This is a genomic window from Bordetella sp. MIP270_01_BMS (assembly GCF_054958705.1).
This window is the reverse complement of sequence record NZ_CM143297.1, coordinates 3,208,566-3,222,598: the sequence shown is the minus strand read 5'-3', so window position 1 is coordinate 3,222,598 and position 14,033 is coordinate 3,208,566. Positions and strand designations below refer to the sequence as shown.

At 65.1% G+C, this 14,033-nt stretch carries 16 protein-coding genes; 7 read left to right on the top strand and 9 right to left on the bottom strand.

The annotated features are described in order from the left end of the window. Nucleotides 1–217: 217 nt before the first annotated feature. A complete protein-coding gene (locus ACV17W_RS15110) occupies nt 218–1,114 on the bottom strand; it encodes an IclR family transcriptional regulator (RefSeq protein WP_462593146.1) in 897 nt (298 codons plus the stop codon). 192 nt (nt 1,115–1,306) lie between these two features. Between ACV17W_RS15110 and ACV17W_RS15105 the strand changes: the two genes are divergently transcribed. Beyond that, nucleotides 1,307–2,080 carry an SDR family NAD(P)-dependent oxidoreductase gene (locus ACV17W_RS15105; RefSeq protein ID WP_462593145.1) on the top strand — a complete coding sequence of 258 codons (774 nt, stop codon included), beginning with the start codon at nt 1,307–1,309 and terminating at the stop codon, nt 2,078–2,080. Here the strand turns inward: ACV17W_RS15105 and ACV17W_RS15100 are convergent. From ACV17W_RS15100 to ACV17W_RS15090, 3 genes are all read right to left on the bottom strand, one after another. After that, nucleotides 2,077–2,406 carry a hypothetical protein gene (locus tag ACV17W_RS15100; protein ID WP_462593144.1) on the bottom strand — a complete coding sequence of 110 codons (330 nt, stop codon included), beginning with the start codon at nt 2,404–2,406 and terminating at the stop codon, nt 2,077–2,079. The genes ACV17W_RS15105 and ACV17W_RS15100 overlap by 4 nt on opposite strands. A 196-nt stretch (nt 2,407–2,602) precedes the next feature. Beyond that, nucleotides 2,603–3,991 carry a type II toxin-antitoxin system HipA family toxin gene (locus ACV17W_RS15095; protein WP_462593143.1) on the bottom strand — a complete coding sequence of 463 codons (1,389 nt, stop codon included), beginning with the start codon at nt 3,989–3,991 and terminating at the stop codon, nt 2,603–2,605. A gap of 30 nt (nt 3,992–4,021) precedes the next feature. Beyond that, a complete protein-coding gene (locus tag ACV17W_RS15090) occupies nt 4,022–4,342 on the bottom strand; it encodes a helix-turn-helix domain-containing protein (protein ID WP_462593142.1) in 321 nt (106 codons plus the stop codon). Between the two features lie 333 nt (nt 4,343–4,675). Between ACV17W_RS15090 and ACV17W_RS15085 the strand changes: the two genes are divergently transcribed. From ACV17W_RS15085 to ACV17W_RS15060, 6 genes are all read left to right on the top strand, one after another. After that, on the top strand, nt 4,676–5,815 hold the full coding sequence (locus tag ACV17W_RS15085) for an ABC transporter substrate-binding protein (protein ID WP_462593141.1): 1,140 nt from the start codon (nt 4,676–4,678) through the stop codon (nt 5,813–5,815). A gap of 67 nt (nt 5,816–5,882) precedes the next feature. Continuing rightward, nucleotides 5,883–6,755 carry a branched-chain amino acid ABC transporter permease gene (locus ACV17W_RS15080; RefSeq protein ID WP_462593140.1) on the top strand — a complete coding sequence of 291 codons (873 nt, stop codon included), beginning with the start codon at nt 5,883–5,885 and terminating at the stop codon, nt 6,753–6,755. Next, nucleotides 6,752–7,753, top strand: a complete 1,002-nt coding sequence (locus ACV17W_RS15075) for a branched-chain amino acid ABC transporter permease (RefSeq protein ID WP_462593139.1) — start codon at nt 6,752–6,754, stop codon at nt 7,751–7,753. Before ACV17W_RS15080 ends, ACV17W_RS15075 begins: the two co-directional genes overlap by 4 nt. Then, nucleotides 7,750–8,550 (top strand): ABC transporter ATP-binding protein, encoded by an 801-nt coding sequence (locus ACV17W_RS15070; protein ID WP_462593138.1) that lies wholly within the window; start codon nt 7,750–7,752, stop codon nt 8,548–8,550. The genes ACV17W_RS15075 and ACV17W_RS15070 overlap by 4 nt, the downstream gene beginning before the upstream one ends. Then, nucleotides 8,543–9,295 carry an ATP-binding cassette domain-containing protein gene (locus ACV17W_RS15065; RefSeq protein ID WP_462593137.1) on the top strand — a complete coding sequence of 251 codons (753 nt, stop codon included), beginning with the start codon at nt 8,543–8,545 and terminating at the stop codon, nt 9,293–9,295. Before ACV17W_RS15070 ends, ACV17W_RS15065 begins: the two co-directional genes overlap by 8 nt. Before the next feature lie 17 nt (nt 9,296–9,312). Then, nucleotides 9,313–10,140 carry a nitrilase-related carbon-nitrogen hydrolase gene (locus ACV17W_RS15060; protein ID WP_462593136.1) on the top strand — a complete coding sequence of 276 codons (828 nt, stop codon included), beginning with the start codon at nt 9,313–9,315 and terminating at the stop codon, nt 10,138–10,140. Nucleotides 10,141–10,160: 20 nt separating this feature from the next. On the opposite strand, the gene ACV17W_RS15055 is transcribed toward ACV17W_RS15060, so the two are convergent. The 5 genes from ACV17W_RS15055 to ACV17W_RS15035 form a co-directional block, all read right to left on the bottom strand. Next, nucleotides 10,161–10,343, bottom strand: coding sequence for a hypothetical protein (locus ACV17W_RS15055; RefSeq protein WP_462593135.1), 183 nt, complete (start codon nt 10,341–10,343; stop codon nt 10,161–10,163). A gap of 163 nt (nt 10,344–10,506) precedes the next feature. Then, entirely contained in the window at nt 10,507–11,148 is a 642-nt protein-coding gene (locus ACV17W_RS15050) for a M81 family metallopeptidase (RefSeq protein WP_462593134.1), read from the bottom strand. Between the two features lie 4 nt (nt 11,149–11,152). Beyond that, nucleotides 11,153–12,031, bottom strand: a complete 879-nt coding sequence (locus tag ACV17W_RS15045; protein ID WP_462593133.1) for a Bug family tripartite tricarboxylate transporter substrate binding protein — start codon at nt 12,029–12,031, stop codon at nt 11,153–11,155. Nucleotides 12,032–12,225: 194 nt separating this feature from the next. Further along, complete coding sequence (locus ACV17W_RS15040; RefSeq protein ID WP_462593132.1) at nt 12,226–12,642, bottom strand: RidA family protein; 417 nt, start codon at nt 12,640–12,642, stop codon at nt 12,226–12,228. Next, complete coding sequence (locus tag ACV17W_RS15035; RefSeq protein WP_462596565.1) at nt 12,632–13,777, bottom strand: DSD1 family PLP-dependent enzyme; 1,146 nt, start codon at nt 13,775–13,777, stop codon at nt 12,632–12,634. Before ACV17W_RS15035 ends, ACV17W_RS15040 begins: the two co-directional genes overlap by 11 nt. Nucleotides 13,778–14,033 lie beyond the last annotated feature (256 nt).

The following is a 14,033-nucleotide window of genomic DNA, read 5'->3' as shown; positions in this document are numbered from 1 at the left end:
TCGCGGGGAAAGGCCGGATTCACGCGGCGCGACAGGCGCGCCACCTCTGATGCCAGATGCTAGGGTGGCAAGCAGGCAGCCACAAGGCCGAGTGGCGGGGCGGCGGCCGCTTTATTTCACGGCGCGAAATTATCGAGCGCCTGCGTGGACGGCGCCGGCAGCCGGGGGCCCCCTTCTCCCGCGTGCACGACGGTCGAACCCGGCCGTGCGCATCCCGCTATCGCTTCCCGCATGGCACCGGAGCACGCAGCGACTGGCAGGCATCAGCCGCAATGGCACTGGCCGCCTCCATCATATGGGCGTGGCAGGCGTTGACGACGTCTTCATGCAGGGTGGCGTTGCTGCCGGTCAGCGTCAGCCCGGCGAAGGGCTGCCCCGCCGCGTCGAGTATCGCCACACCCAGGGCGGTGATGCCGGGAGCCAGGTCGCTCACCGTATAGCCGAATCCAGCCTGCGCGCTGCGTTCCCTGATGCGAGCCAGCTCTCTGAGGCGCCGCGTCCCGCGTGAACGGACCTCGCGCTGCGTGTTTTCATCGATGATGCGGTCGCGTTCCTCTGCAGGCAGCAGCTGAAGAATCGCCACGCCCGCGACGGCGGCAATCAGCGGACGCCTGGAGCCCGTGCGGATCAGCATGCCCGCCAGGTCGGCGCTGGCGCGATTCTGCGCGATACAGACGATATCGTTGCCGCTACGCAGGCTCAGGCTGGCAATACAGCCGGTGACTGCGCCTATGTGTTCGAGCCTGGGCGCAGACAGCTCGCGAAAATGTGCATAGCCGGGCAGCGCGAGGCCCATTTCGAAAAGGACCGGCCCGGGGTAGTACTTCACGTCGTGGGGATACCGCTGCGCGTAGCCCTCTTTCACCAGGCAGGCCAGCATGCGATGACAGGTGGCGCGGTCCAGGCCCGCATGTTCGGCCAGGTCGGACAGCCGCCACCCGAACTCGCCGCGCGTGCTCAGCGCCTTGAGCAGCCATAATGTGCGCTCGACGCAGCGCGTGCCCAGCGGCGGCTTGGCCGCTTGCGCCGCGACGCGCTTTCCTGCCGACAGCGGAACCGCATCAATGGCCATGTCCGCATCGGCCATCGCCGTCGGGATGTCACGCCCCCCCATCGTCGTCTCCTCAGCCGCCGTACAGCGGTCACTCTTCTCATCGTGGCCCGGTTCATTCTAGAAGCTGTGGTCTTCCGCGCACGGCGCTCGGCGACAGAATTTCATCATATGAACTTTCCGGACGGCGCAGCGGGTCTGTCCTCGACGGGCTGGTCCATAGTGGCTCCGTCCTGATCAGCCAGCCACCGCGCCATGTCCCTTCCCGAAACTCCACCGTGTTCGTTCGACCTCAGCGGCAAGGTCGCCCTGGTTACCGGATCCAGCAGCGGGATCGGCCTGGAGATTGCCCGCGGCCTGTTGCGGCAGGGGGCCAGCGTGGCCATACACGGGCGGAACCTGGATCGCGCACAAGCGCTCGCGCGAACACTGGGCGCTCGGGCCCTAGGCTGCGCGTTCGACCTGGCAGATCCTGCGCAGCGCACGCTGGGCCTGGCCATGGTGCGGGATTCCGTGGGCGATATCGACATCCTGGTGAACAATGCGGGCGCACGCCACCGTCAACCCCTGTCCAGCCTGTCGCTGGCCGACATCCGCCAAGTGTTCGAAGTGAACCTGTTCGGCGCCATCGAGCTGTGTCGAGCCGTCCTTCCCGCAATGTGCGAATCGGGTTTCGGCCGGATCGTGAATGTGTCGTCACTGAGCGGCCACCTTGCACGCGACGGCGACTTCGCCTATCCGATCAGCAAGCAGGCCCTGGAAGCCATGACTCGCGTGCTGGCGGTGGAATATGGCCGGCATGGCGTCACCTGCAACGCCGTGGCCCCCGCCACGATCGCCACCGAATTCAACCGCGAACTGCTGACTACCGAAGCCAACCTGGCCCGTATCCGGCAGCGCAATCCTCAGCAACGCGCCGGCGAACCCGCTGAAGTGGTGGGCGCCGTGCTGTTCTTCGCCTCGCCCGCGGCATCGTATGTGAACGGGCAGACGCTGCGGGTGGACGGCGGTTACAGCGTGCAGTTCTAGCGGCAGCGATCAGGCCCGCCAGAACGGCCGGGGGCGAGACCTGGCGATGGCACGCCCCGCCGGGCCAGCCGCCACGCAGACAACGCCAGGCAGGACCAGCGCCGCTTACGCCGACGGCGACCGCGGCCCAGCGTCACCTGATCATCGATCTGCTCTTCGAGCGACTTCGTCTGGAGACGCGAGCTGAAAAAGCCCGTTACCAGTCGCAGGTGCATCGGCGCCAGGTCGGCAGGGCGGGCAAAGCCGTTGGACGGCGCGTGGCCGGCGGCCAGGCGGGGCAACTCCTGCTTGCGGATCATGTAGTCGCGCATCGTGACCGAAGCCATCTTGGTCGCATCTGCCCTGTATTGCTTGAGCAAAGTTGCGATCTTGGTCAGTGGCTTGCTGCTTTTTTTGTGCCATGGTGCCCTTAATTAGGCGATCGCAAAAGCAGGGCGAGCGCGAACCGAGTGTCATCAACAGTATGTTGGTTGGGAGAGGCCTGAACCTAGGGCAGCTCGCACAGATCACAAAGCTGCGCCTTCAGCCCCGGGGGCGCGGCCGATCCTCAGTTTGCGTGCCCAGTAGGGGATCCGCCTCACCCGTTTCAACCACATCACGCGCCATGGGCGGGGTGTGCTCGCCCAGCCAGCGCTCCACCTGGCCGATCTCTTCTGCGCTCAGGCCCGCTCGCTCGTAGTAGTGCCGGCGGCGAGCGACGACAGCCTGCACCCGCCTGATGATCTCCTCGGCTGCCTGGGGGCGTAGCCGCCAGTCCGGCGCCCCGGCCCGGGCATTCTCGAGCGTGCCCTCGCGCCCGGCGAGCGGACCGATGTGCAGCATGTGCTTGAGCGTGTTTTCCTGGGTAACCACGTCAAAAAGGGGGGAGAGCCGGTAGAGGTACCCCCGCGGGCCCCGCTCAAGCAGAAAGCCGGTGTTCTTCAGGTGGTCGTCCGTGTTGTGGACGAGGATGTTGAAGATCATCCTGGCGTACAGGTCCATCAGATCCAGCTCCACGTTGCCGGAGATCGCCCTGATGATGGACGCAATTCTCGCGTACGAGAAGATCGAGGCCCCGTAGGGGGTATCCAGATTGCGCTTGTCGAAGGTGGGAGGTGGGCTCACAAGCGACACCGCGCTCAGGTAGTGCTGCCTGCGCATGTGGCCAGGCTCACCCCGGTCGAAGCGGCGGATGAGCAGCGCGCAGTCGCCCCCATCCAGGTCAACCAGCTTGGTTTCGGGTACCCGGATGCCAATGTCTCGGGCCATCTCCAGGTTGGCCCACTCATTGCGCTGCCGGCTGTAGGTGTCGATGCTGCGGGGCAGTTTCACGATCCATTCCGCCCCCTGGTCGTCGCGCACCACGGCCTTGGGCCGGGCGCCTCCCATGTCCCAGGAGCTCATGAGCATGGCTCGCAGCTCTTCGCTCACTTGGGCGCCGGTCTCCACTGCCCGGACGGTCTGGTAGATCTCCTCGATCTGGTCGAGGGTGGGAAGGTCTGATCCGTCTGGACGCTCCACGTGTGAGCCCGCCGGCGCAAAGAGGATGGCGCCCACGCCACTGCCGCGCCCCTTGAGAAGCACCTTGGATTCGGTCAGGGAGACGGGCGACAGGCCTTCATCCTTGGCCATGACCGTGCGCCCCCAGGCGTCGGGAGCGGCGTCAAAGAGCGCCCCCAGCAGGTAGAAGCGGCTTTCGGTCTCAAAGGGCGTGTCGCGCAGGGACAGGTTCAGCGGGTCCAGGCTGTGAGCCTTGCCCTGGCGCGCGAGCTCGAGGTATTGGGGATCGTAGAGGAAGGTCGCGGCAAAGTGTCCGCCGTCCTCTTTCAGGTACAGGCCTCCGGCCTTGACGATCTCCCCGTCGATCTCGATGAGAACGTCGAGCTGGGGTTCGATGCGCTTGGTGGCTCGCAGCCCTCGTCTTGTTGCCATGGTCGCTCTCCTATACCTTGTGTCCGTCGCCTACGTGCGTCCGCGCATCGGCCGGCGGGCAGCGTCTCGCGCCTGACCTTCCAAATCGAGCTCGGGGTCAGCCAGGTCGAAAAGCTGCTCAGCAAAGCCATAGGCCACGAGCGCCTCTACAAGCACGCCCAGGGCCACCTTGGGTGAGCCTTGCTCCAGGCGCCGCCAGGTATGGCGCGAGACGCCCGCGCGCTGGGCAGCCAGCTCTTCGGATTCGCCGCGGCGCAGGCGTGCCGTGCGGATGTTCTGGCCCAACTGCTTTAGCGCCTGCTCCCCGGTGAACGAGGGCAGAGGACCGTGTACGATGGGAGATTTGTCCATTTTAGGAACCACAGTTGGCAAATATGTATCACCTATTATACATAAATAGAGACCAGATGGTTTCCATGTGAGCACTGCGCCGGTACCGGCCAGCACCCCAGAAGAACTCGCCGCCCTGCTTAGGAGCGAACGGGCCATCTGGGGTAAGGTCATTCGGGACGCGAAGATCTCTACTCAATAAGCCGCGCTGGCGCACCCGGGCGCCTCAGCGGCCCACCCGATCATTAGCAAAACTGATCGCTTTCATTGCCTGGGCGCCTTGTTGCGTGCGGGGGATGTTTCCTAGACTGCTTCGCTGCAGGATCGGACCATCTCACAACAAGGGAGACAGATATGAGAACGAATAAACGGCTGGCCCTGGCCATAGCGCTGGCGGCAGCCCTGGTCACGCAGGCATCGGCGGCGCAGCCGATTGTGGTCGGCGTGTCCACGCCTCTGTCGGGCAGCGCGGCGTTCCAGGGGCAACACGACCGTTGGGGCGCCGAGCTGGCTGTAGAGCAGATCAACGCCGCAGGCGGCGTGCTGGGCCGCTCGCTGCAGCTCGACGTGCAGGACAACGCCTGCAACCCCGCCGAAGGCGTCAACAGCGTCGGCCGCATGTTGGAAAACCGCGACCTGGTCGCCATCAGCGGCGCGATGTGCAGTTCGGTCACGCTGGCGCTGATGCCCATCGTCGAGCGCGCCAACGTGCCCTTGCTGGTCAGTTCGTCGTCGGCCAGCAGCATCACCGAAAAGGCCGGTGCCGGCGGCAATATCTGGACCTTCCGGGCCGGCCCCAGCGACGACAGCATGGCCGTGGCGCTGGCCAGCTACCTGAAGGACGAAGCCCGCTTCAAGAAGATCGCCGTGCTGGGCGAGAACACCGACTACGGGCGCGGCGGCGCGGCCGCGATCGCCAAGGCGCTCAAGCCGTTGGGCATCAACATCACGTCTTCGGAATACTACGACAAGGGCACGCAAGACTTCACCACCGTGCTCACCCGCCTGAAGCTGGCGGCCCCCGACGCCATCGCGCTGTATACCGTGGGCGCCGACCAGATCAACTTCATCCGGCAGTATCGCGGATTCGGCATGAACGTGCCGCTGACCGGCCGCATCGAACTGGGCGGGCTGCAGGCCGAAGGCATCAAGAGCGGCGCGATCGACGGGGCGACCAGCGTATTCCAGTACGCCGCCGAACTCGACACGCCGGCAAACCAGGCGTTCGTAAAGGCCTACAAGGCAAAGTACAAGGAAGACCCGCTGCTGCAAAGCGCCATCGCCTACGAGAACGTTCATTTGCTGGCCGATGCCATCAAGCGCGCCGGGTCGGTGGACCGCAAGGCGGTGCGCGACGCCATCCAGACCAGCGACTACGCCTCGATGATGGGCGGGCGCATCGCCTTCGACAAGAACAACCAGGCGCACAACAACGCGGTCATCCTGAAAGTGGAAGGCGGCCACGTGAAGGTCGTCGCCACGCCCGGCACCTGAACGCCCGGCGGCAGCCGCCGCGGCTCGCGGCGGCCCCGTTCGGCATTTTCTTCCTCCGGGGGCATCCATGACCGACTTCATTCTTCAATTGATCGTCAACGGCCTAGCCATCGGCGCCATCTACGCGCTGGTGGCCGTGGGCCTGTCGCTGATCTACGGCGTGCTGGAAATCGTCAACTTCGCGCATGGCGAGCTGGTCATGCTGGGCGGGTTCGCGGCCTTCTTCGCGGTGTCGACGCTGGGCTTCGGGTACTGGCCTAGCATCCTCGCCGCCACCCTGCTGGTGGCCATCGTGGGCGTCGTGCTGTTCGATAGCGTGCTGTTCACGCTGAAGTCCGAGGACTTCCAGAAAGGCATCCTGCTGACGCTGGGCCTGGCCATGATCATCCAGAACGGCGCGCTGTACCTGTTGCGGGCCACGCCGCGCACCATAACCACCGAATACGGCTTCGACGCGGTGCAGCTCGGCAATATCAGCATCAGCGTCCTGCGGCTGATCGCCTTCGGCTTGGCCATTGTCGCCATTGTCCTGTTGCATGCCTTCCTGAAATGGACGCGCAGCGGAAAGTCGATGCGCGCGCTGGCCCAGAACCGCGAAGCCGCGCTGATGGTCGGTATGCGGCCGCGCCGCATCGCCCGCACCGTCTTCGTGCTGGGCGCGGCCTTGTGCGGCCTGGCCGGAGGCGTGCTGGCGCCGCTGTACACGGTGCACCCCCTGATGGGCATGCCGTTCGTCTTCAAGGCATTCGCCATCATCATCATCGGCGGCCTGGGCAACATCTGGGGCGCCATCATCGCCGCGCTGATCGTGGGCATGACGGAAAGCCTGGCCGGCGGCTTTGGCTCGGTCGTGCTGCAGGATGCGCTGGCCTTCATCATCATGATCCTGATCCTGCTGGTCCGTCCGCTGGGCCTGTTCGGCAAGGGGATGCGAGTATGAGACAAGAAACTCTCCAACTGCCGCTGCGCGAGCGCCCGCGGCTGCGTGCGGCGCCGTGGCTGCTGGTGGCGACGCTGCTGATCGCCCTGCCATTCGCGGGCCTGGGCGGCTACACCCTGAAGATCGCCATCATGGCGATTGTGTATGCCGTGCTGGCCACCAGCCTGAACCTGATCTACGGGTTCACCGGCCTGCTGTCGTTCGCCCAGATCGCCTTCTGGGGCATCGGCGGCTATACGGCCGCGCTGCTGGCGGTGGACGCCCAGTGGTCGCCCTGGCTGGGCGTGCTGGCCGGCGGCGCCGTGGCGACTCTGGCATCGCTGGTGATCGGGTACGCGTCGCTGCGTCTGTCGCGCCATTCGTTCGCCATCGTCACCCTCAGTCTGGTGCTGCTGATGCAGCTGGTGGCCAAGGACTGGGTGGACCTGACTCGCGGCCCGCTGGGCATTCCCAACCTGCCGACACTGGAAGTGGCGCTGCCCGGGCTAGGCCGCTTCAGTTCGGCCAACCCGGTGGTGTTCTATTTCATCATGCTGGCCTTCGCAGCCATCGCCCTGGCCGGCGTGCACCGCCTGGTGCGCTCGCGCATCGGCCGCACGCTGCTGGCCATCAAGCAGAACGAACCACTGACGCAGTCGCAGGGCGTAGCCACGTTGCAGTACAAGCTGCTGGCGTTCGCCGTCTCGGCCATGGTGGCTGGCATGACGGGCGGCCTGTTCGTGTTCTACCTGAGCGTGGTTGACCCGTCGATCTTCGACTTCTTCTACACGCAGATGATCCTGATCATGGTGATCATCGGCGGCGCCGGCAGCTTCTGGGGCGTGATCGTGGCCAGCGTGGTCTTCACCGTCATCCCCGAACTGCTGCGCGTCAGCCCGGACCTGCGCCTGGTGCTGCTGGGCTGCGTGCTGGTGGCCGTCATCCTGGTGCTGCCCCAGGGCATCGCCGGCTATTTTCGGGAGCGCCGGATCGAACGCATCAGGAGGACACTGCGATGAGCGCAGATAAGCAAACGACGCCGGCCCTGGCCGTGCAGGGCCTGGCCAAGGCATTCGCGGGCGTGCGCGCCGTCGACGGTCTGACGTTCTCGGTGCCCGCCGGGTCCGTCACCGGGCTGATCGGCCCCAATGGCTGCGGCAAGAGCACGTCGATCGACTGCATCAGCGGATTCCAGTCGCCCGACGCCGGACGGGTCGTGCTTGGGGGCCAGGATATCGGCGGCCTGCCCCCGCACCGCATCGCGCGGCTGGGGCTGACCCGCACTTTCCAGAACATCCGTCTCTACGACGAGCTGACCGTGCGCGAGAACCTGCTGATCGCCGCGCAGGAATACGACGGCCATGGCTGGCTGGATGCGTTCCTGGCACGCCGCGCGCTGCGCGCCAGCGAGGCCGCGGCGAGCGAACGCGCCCGCGAACTGATCACCGAAGTGGGCCTGGCCCGCTACGTCAACCTGCCGGCGGGCATTCTTTCCTATGGCCAGAAGAAGCTGGTGGCGCTTGCCGCGTGCCTGATGTCGCGGCCCAGCGTGGCTATCCTGGACGAACCCCTGGCCGGCGTGAACCCGACCATGATCGTCAATATCGAACGCATCATCGATGCCCTGAACCGGGCGGGCCAGACCTTCCTGATCGTCGAGCACAACATGAATTTCGTGATGCGACGCTGCCACCAGGTGGTGGTGATGGAATCGGGACGCAAGCTGGTCGAGGGCGCGCCCGCCCTGATCCGCAACGACGAACGCGTCATCAACGCCTATCTCGGCCATGCTCAACAGGAGCCCAGCCATGTCTGACCCCATCCCGTGCCTGGAACTCGCCGGCTTCTCGGCCGGCTACACCGACACGCCCATCGTCCGCGACATGTCGCTGGTCATCCCGGCCGGCACGGTCACCACGCTGCTCGGCGGCAACGGCGCGGGCAAGTCCACCCTGCTCAAGGCCATCTTCGGCATGGTGCGCCAGTTCGGCGGCGCGATCCGTTTTGAAGGCCGGCAGATTGACCGGCTGGCGTGCGACGCTAGGCTGCGCGCAGGCATCGGCATCGTGCCGCAGGGGCGCTGCAACTTCCCCCGCATGAGTGTGCGCGAGAACCTGGAAATGGGCGCCTACCTGCTGGGCCGCTCCGACAAGCAGCGCGCCATAGACGAAGTGCTGGCGCTGTTCCCGATGCTGAAACGCAAATACCACAACCTGGCCGGCAACCTCAGCGGCGGCGAACAGCAGATCCTGGAAACCGCGATGGTGCTGGAGATGCATCCGCGGCTGCTGCTGCTGGACGAACCGTCGCTGGGACTGTCGCCCAAGATGCAGCAGGAAGTGTTCGACTCCGTGCAGGAAATCCGCGGCGCCGGGCTGACCGTCATGATGGTCGAGCAGAACGTGCACGGCGCGCTGCTGATCTCGGACAAGGCCGTCGTGCTGGAAACCGGCCGCAAGTTCAAGGAAGGGCCGGCGCGCGACATCATGGACGACCCCGACGTCAAGCGGGCCTACCTGGGCGGCGCCGAAGACGACACGCCGCCGGCCACCCTGCACTGAACATAGGAGGACAAGACGTGACCCAACACGGAAAGATCGCCGCGATCCAGTTCGACGTGCGGCAAGGCGAAAATGCCGCCAACCGCGACAAGAGCTGCGCGCTGGCCCGCCAGGCGGCGGCAGCCGGCGCCACACTGATCGTATTGCCCGAATGCTGCATCGGCGGCCTGATCTTCGCCGACCGCGACGAGATCCGGGCGGTCAGCGAGCCCGTTCCCGGCCCGTCGACTCAGGCCTGGAGCCAGGTTAGCCGCGACACCGGCGCCTGGATCGTGGCCGGGTTGTCCGAGGTGGACGGCGAGAAAATCTACAACACCGCCGTGCTGGTCGGCCCCGATGGCCAGTTTCACCGCCACCGAAAGATGCATGTGCGGGGCCTGGAGCAGCGCCTGTTCGACGTGGGCGATACGCTTACCCACGCCGATACGCCGCTGGGCCGCATCGGGCTGGCCATTTGCTACGACATGTGGTTTCCGGAAGTATGCCGCCGCTACGCGCTGGATGGGGTCGACGTGGTCGCCGCGCCGGCCAACTGGAACAAGAGCGTGCGCACCGCGGAAGCCTTCGATACCTACGGCCTGCCGCAAGGCTATCACCTGATGGCGGCCACCGCCGTCAGTAACGAAATGGTGATAGTGGCGGCCGACCGCATCGGCGCCGAACGCGGCATAGCGTTCCTGGGCTCGAGCTGCATTTTCGGCCCTAGTGGCGAAGAACTGTGCCCCACCGCCAGCCGCGACACTGAGCAGATCCTGCTGGCGGATTGGCCCGACATCGAGGTCATCCGGGCGCAGGGCGGTCGCCACCTGGAACAGCGCCAGCCTGCTGCCTACGCAATCGCCTGAAAAGGCGCGGCGTCCCCGGGCTACCGCAGCCTGTTCTTGCAATAGGGAGAGGCTTCGACCAGGTTGGGGTCGGGCCGCAGATGCACGGGCGCCATGCCTTTCTGGTCGTAGACGGCCATCAGTCGGCCGTCTTGTGCGTTCATCATCATCTCCATCCCGTCGGGGAAGTACAGGCGCCCGTCGGCATTTTTGAGGTTGTTCACGGACTCATGCTTGTGCCAACTCGCGCACGAAAGCGCTCGACCGTCTTCATTCACGTGTCGCCGTTGGCAAAGCCGCCGACGATCGATACATTCACCAGCCTGGGATCGCGCAGGGATTCCGCAGTATGGATCATGTCCGCATACGGTCCGGAGCCGGGCGCCGTCAGCAATTGCGTCGGGGGCGAGCAGATAGGCATGCGCAAGTGCGCGACCGCCGGCCGCATCCCTGCAGCATATCCAGCAGAACGCCGGCAGCTTCTTCGCCACGCGCCGCCATATCGGTATGGGGGTTGCGGCGATACGAGATGAGCACGTCGACGCGGTCTACCATGCAGTCCGACAGGTTGGCGTGCAGGTCAACCGTGGCCACCACGGGCACGTCGGGCCCGACCGCCGCTCGCACCATGTCGAAGACCATGCCGTCCGGGTCTTCGTACTCGGTCGTGATGGCCGCGCCATGTTCGAAGATGTATACCGCGTCCACGGGCATGGCTGCATGGAGAGCCGCCCGCATGGCCTCCAGCGTTTCCATGAAGAAGCCATGGTCGACCGGCCCCCCGGATTCAGCATTGGCGAACAGAATGGGCACCGGCGCCCAATCGCCATGGCCGTCCATGTGGGCGACGAATGCCGGTATTCCGGGGGTCAGGCGCGGTGCCGCTTTGCGAGCATCGTCCAGCAAGCCGCGGCCCGAGAAGTACGCCCGATCCATGAAGTCCTGACGCGTCGAAACGGGGGCATAGCGATTGGACTCGATGGCAAAGCCGAGAATTGCCACCCGGGGCTTGGCGATGGGAGGGTTCATGCTGCTAGATCTGCATCGGAATGTTCGCGGTCTCGATCACACCAGCCCATTTTTTCTGCTCGGCATCGACGAACTCGACGAAATCCTTTCCGACCGCCTTGCCGAGCGATGCATGGGCATTGGCGAGATCCCGGCGCAACTGGTCAGAGGCCAGGATCTCTTTCAATGCGAGGCTGGCCTTCTCGACAATGGCGGGCGGAGTTCCCTTGGGAAACAACAGGCCGCCCCGTGACACGTTTTCATAGCCGTTCAAACCGAGTTCGTTCAATGTGGGCAGGTCCGGATATTCAGGAAAGCGCTCGAGGCTGGTGACGGCCAACGCACGCAACTTGCCGCCCTTCACCAGGGGCAAAGCCATGGCGAGTTTGGTACAGGTGTAGTCCAGCCGGCCCCCTGCCAGATCCGCCAGCAAGGCCGGGTGGCCGTTGTACGGATTGAAGGTCACATCGACGCCGGCCAGCTTCTTGAACAGTTCGCCGGCCATGTGTCCACTGCTGCCTATGCCGGCGCCGGCATGCGACAACTCGCCCGGCGCCTTGCGTGCGGCCGCGATCAACTCATCGACGCTTTTGTAGGGCGAATCCACTGGCACCACCATGGCGTTGTACGTGGAAAAGAGATGCCCCACCGGTTCAAAGCTCTGCCTGACGTCGTAGGGCGGGTCGTTGAAAAGGCTGGGATTCACCGCAGGCGTCGTGATGTTGCCGTAGCCCACCGTATAGCCGTCGGGCTTGGACCGCGCAATCTGGCCCATGCCTATCGTACCCGCCGCGCCCGGCCGGTTGATCACCACGAAGTCGGCGCCGCTGGACTTTGAAAGATGGCTGAGCACGACGCGGGTCAGGACGTCTGCCGATCCGCCCCCAGCAGATGGAACGATCAACGTTACCGCTTGTCCGGCCAGTTCTGATCGGCCGCCGGGGCCGCGGACGCGATGCCGGCCGTGAGGGCCAGGCTGAGCACAACGAACTGCGTACAGCGTTTCATTTGTTCTTCCTCAGGACATGCGGATAACGGATGTCGGGCGGTACTGCGCGCCGATGGAATGCCGCGCGTGGCCGCCCCCGGTGGCTGGCTTCAGCAGATCGCAGCCGTGGCCTCGATCTCGACCTTGAGCCCGAAATGCAGGGGCCCGGTAGGAACAATGGCGCGGGCCGGACGATGGGCTCCGATCCATTCGGCGTACAGGGCATTGAATCGTGCCCAGTATTCAATCGACTCGATGTAGACGCGTACCTGCAACAGGTGTCCGACACTGCTTCCAGCGGCGTTCAGCACGCTGCGCAGGTTCTCCAGCACGCGGGACACCTGCTCGTCGAAGCCGGCATCGGCCATGGGGCGGCCTTTGGCGTCCACGGGCAACAGCCCCGATACATAAACCACGCCGTGTGCAACGGTGGCATAGCTGTAGTGTCCGCCCGGCGGTGGCAAGTCGGCCGGTGCAATCTTCGCGACGGTTGACGGGTGGCCGATCGCGGCTGGATCACCAGCCATATTGACGCTCCCAGATATGAACGCCGCCTTGTGCATCGACGGCCGCATAGGCGGGGTATTGCGCGCCCGTTGCGCACGCATGATTCGGCAGGATGCGTAGTTGCGTACCAATGGGAAACCGCGCAGCGATATCGTGGTCGGGCGCGCCGCTGCGCGCCAGGATGCCATGCTCCTGGTTGGCAGCCGTCATCAGATAGCCCGCCAGCGGCTTGCCCTCGACCGCGGCGACCTGCCCATATCCATAGTCATGCTTCTGGCGCTGTGTGCCGCGGTCGCGGCTCATCGCCATCCACCCGGCATCGACAATGGCCCAGCCTTTCTCAGTCTGGTGGCCGATGACCGTGGTGAGCACGCTGAGCGCGATGTCGTCCTGCGTACACACGCCCACGTTGTGCATGACCAGGTCAAAGAAGACATAGACGCCCGCGCGTACCTCATCCACCCCGTCGAGGTGGCGCGCATGCAGGGCCGTGGGCGTCGACCCCACGCTTACCACGGGACATGGCAGCCCGGCGTTGCGCAGCCGCTCTGCCGCACGCACGCACAATGCGCGCTCTTGCTCGGCAATGCGCTCCAGGTCTTCCGGATTGTCGAAGTCATAACTGGACCCGGCGTGCGTCATCACGCCGCCCAGCACCATACCGCCACGCTGCAGAGCGCTGCCGACATCGAGCAGGGCCTGGCTGTCGGGCTCGATCCCCGAGCGGTGGCCGTCGCTGTCGATTTCGATCCAGACTTCCAGCGGCTCGTCATGCAGGCGGCCGAATTCGGCAATCGCGTGGGCCGACTCCACGCTGTCGGTAATGACTTTCAGATCGCACCCCTGCCGGCGCAATGCCAATACCCGCGGCAATTTGGCGGGGGCGATGCTTACGGCATAGAGAATGTCGGTCACGCCTTGAGCATGGAAATAGGCCGCTTCCTTCAGGGTGGAGACGGTGATGCCCTGGGCGCCCGCATCAAGTTGGGCCTGCACCACCGGCATGCATTTGCTGGTTTTCACATGCGGCCGGAAGCGTACGCCCATTTCATTCATGCGGGACTGCAGGCGCTGAATATTGCGCTGCATGCGCGGCACGTCGATCAGGGCCGCGGGCGTGTCGAGTTCGGAAAAGCTGAGTGTGGTCACGGAGATCCCATAACAATTCAGGAGTCGGGACTAGCCCGCACCAGGAACGTTATGCAATTTCCGTGAGTTCTTGTTTAAAACCAGGTACATCAAATATTAAGTGACGTTGAACGTTGCGCTGCGCGCTCAGGCCTTTTGCCGGTTCGACTTGAGGATTTCGGCATGGCCTGGGCGGAATGGCCGCTGCACCGCGCTCCGCCGCAGTGTGACCTCTACCTGCCTGAAGGCGCCCGGCCCCGGATCGGCGCGGGGCGACGCCAGG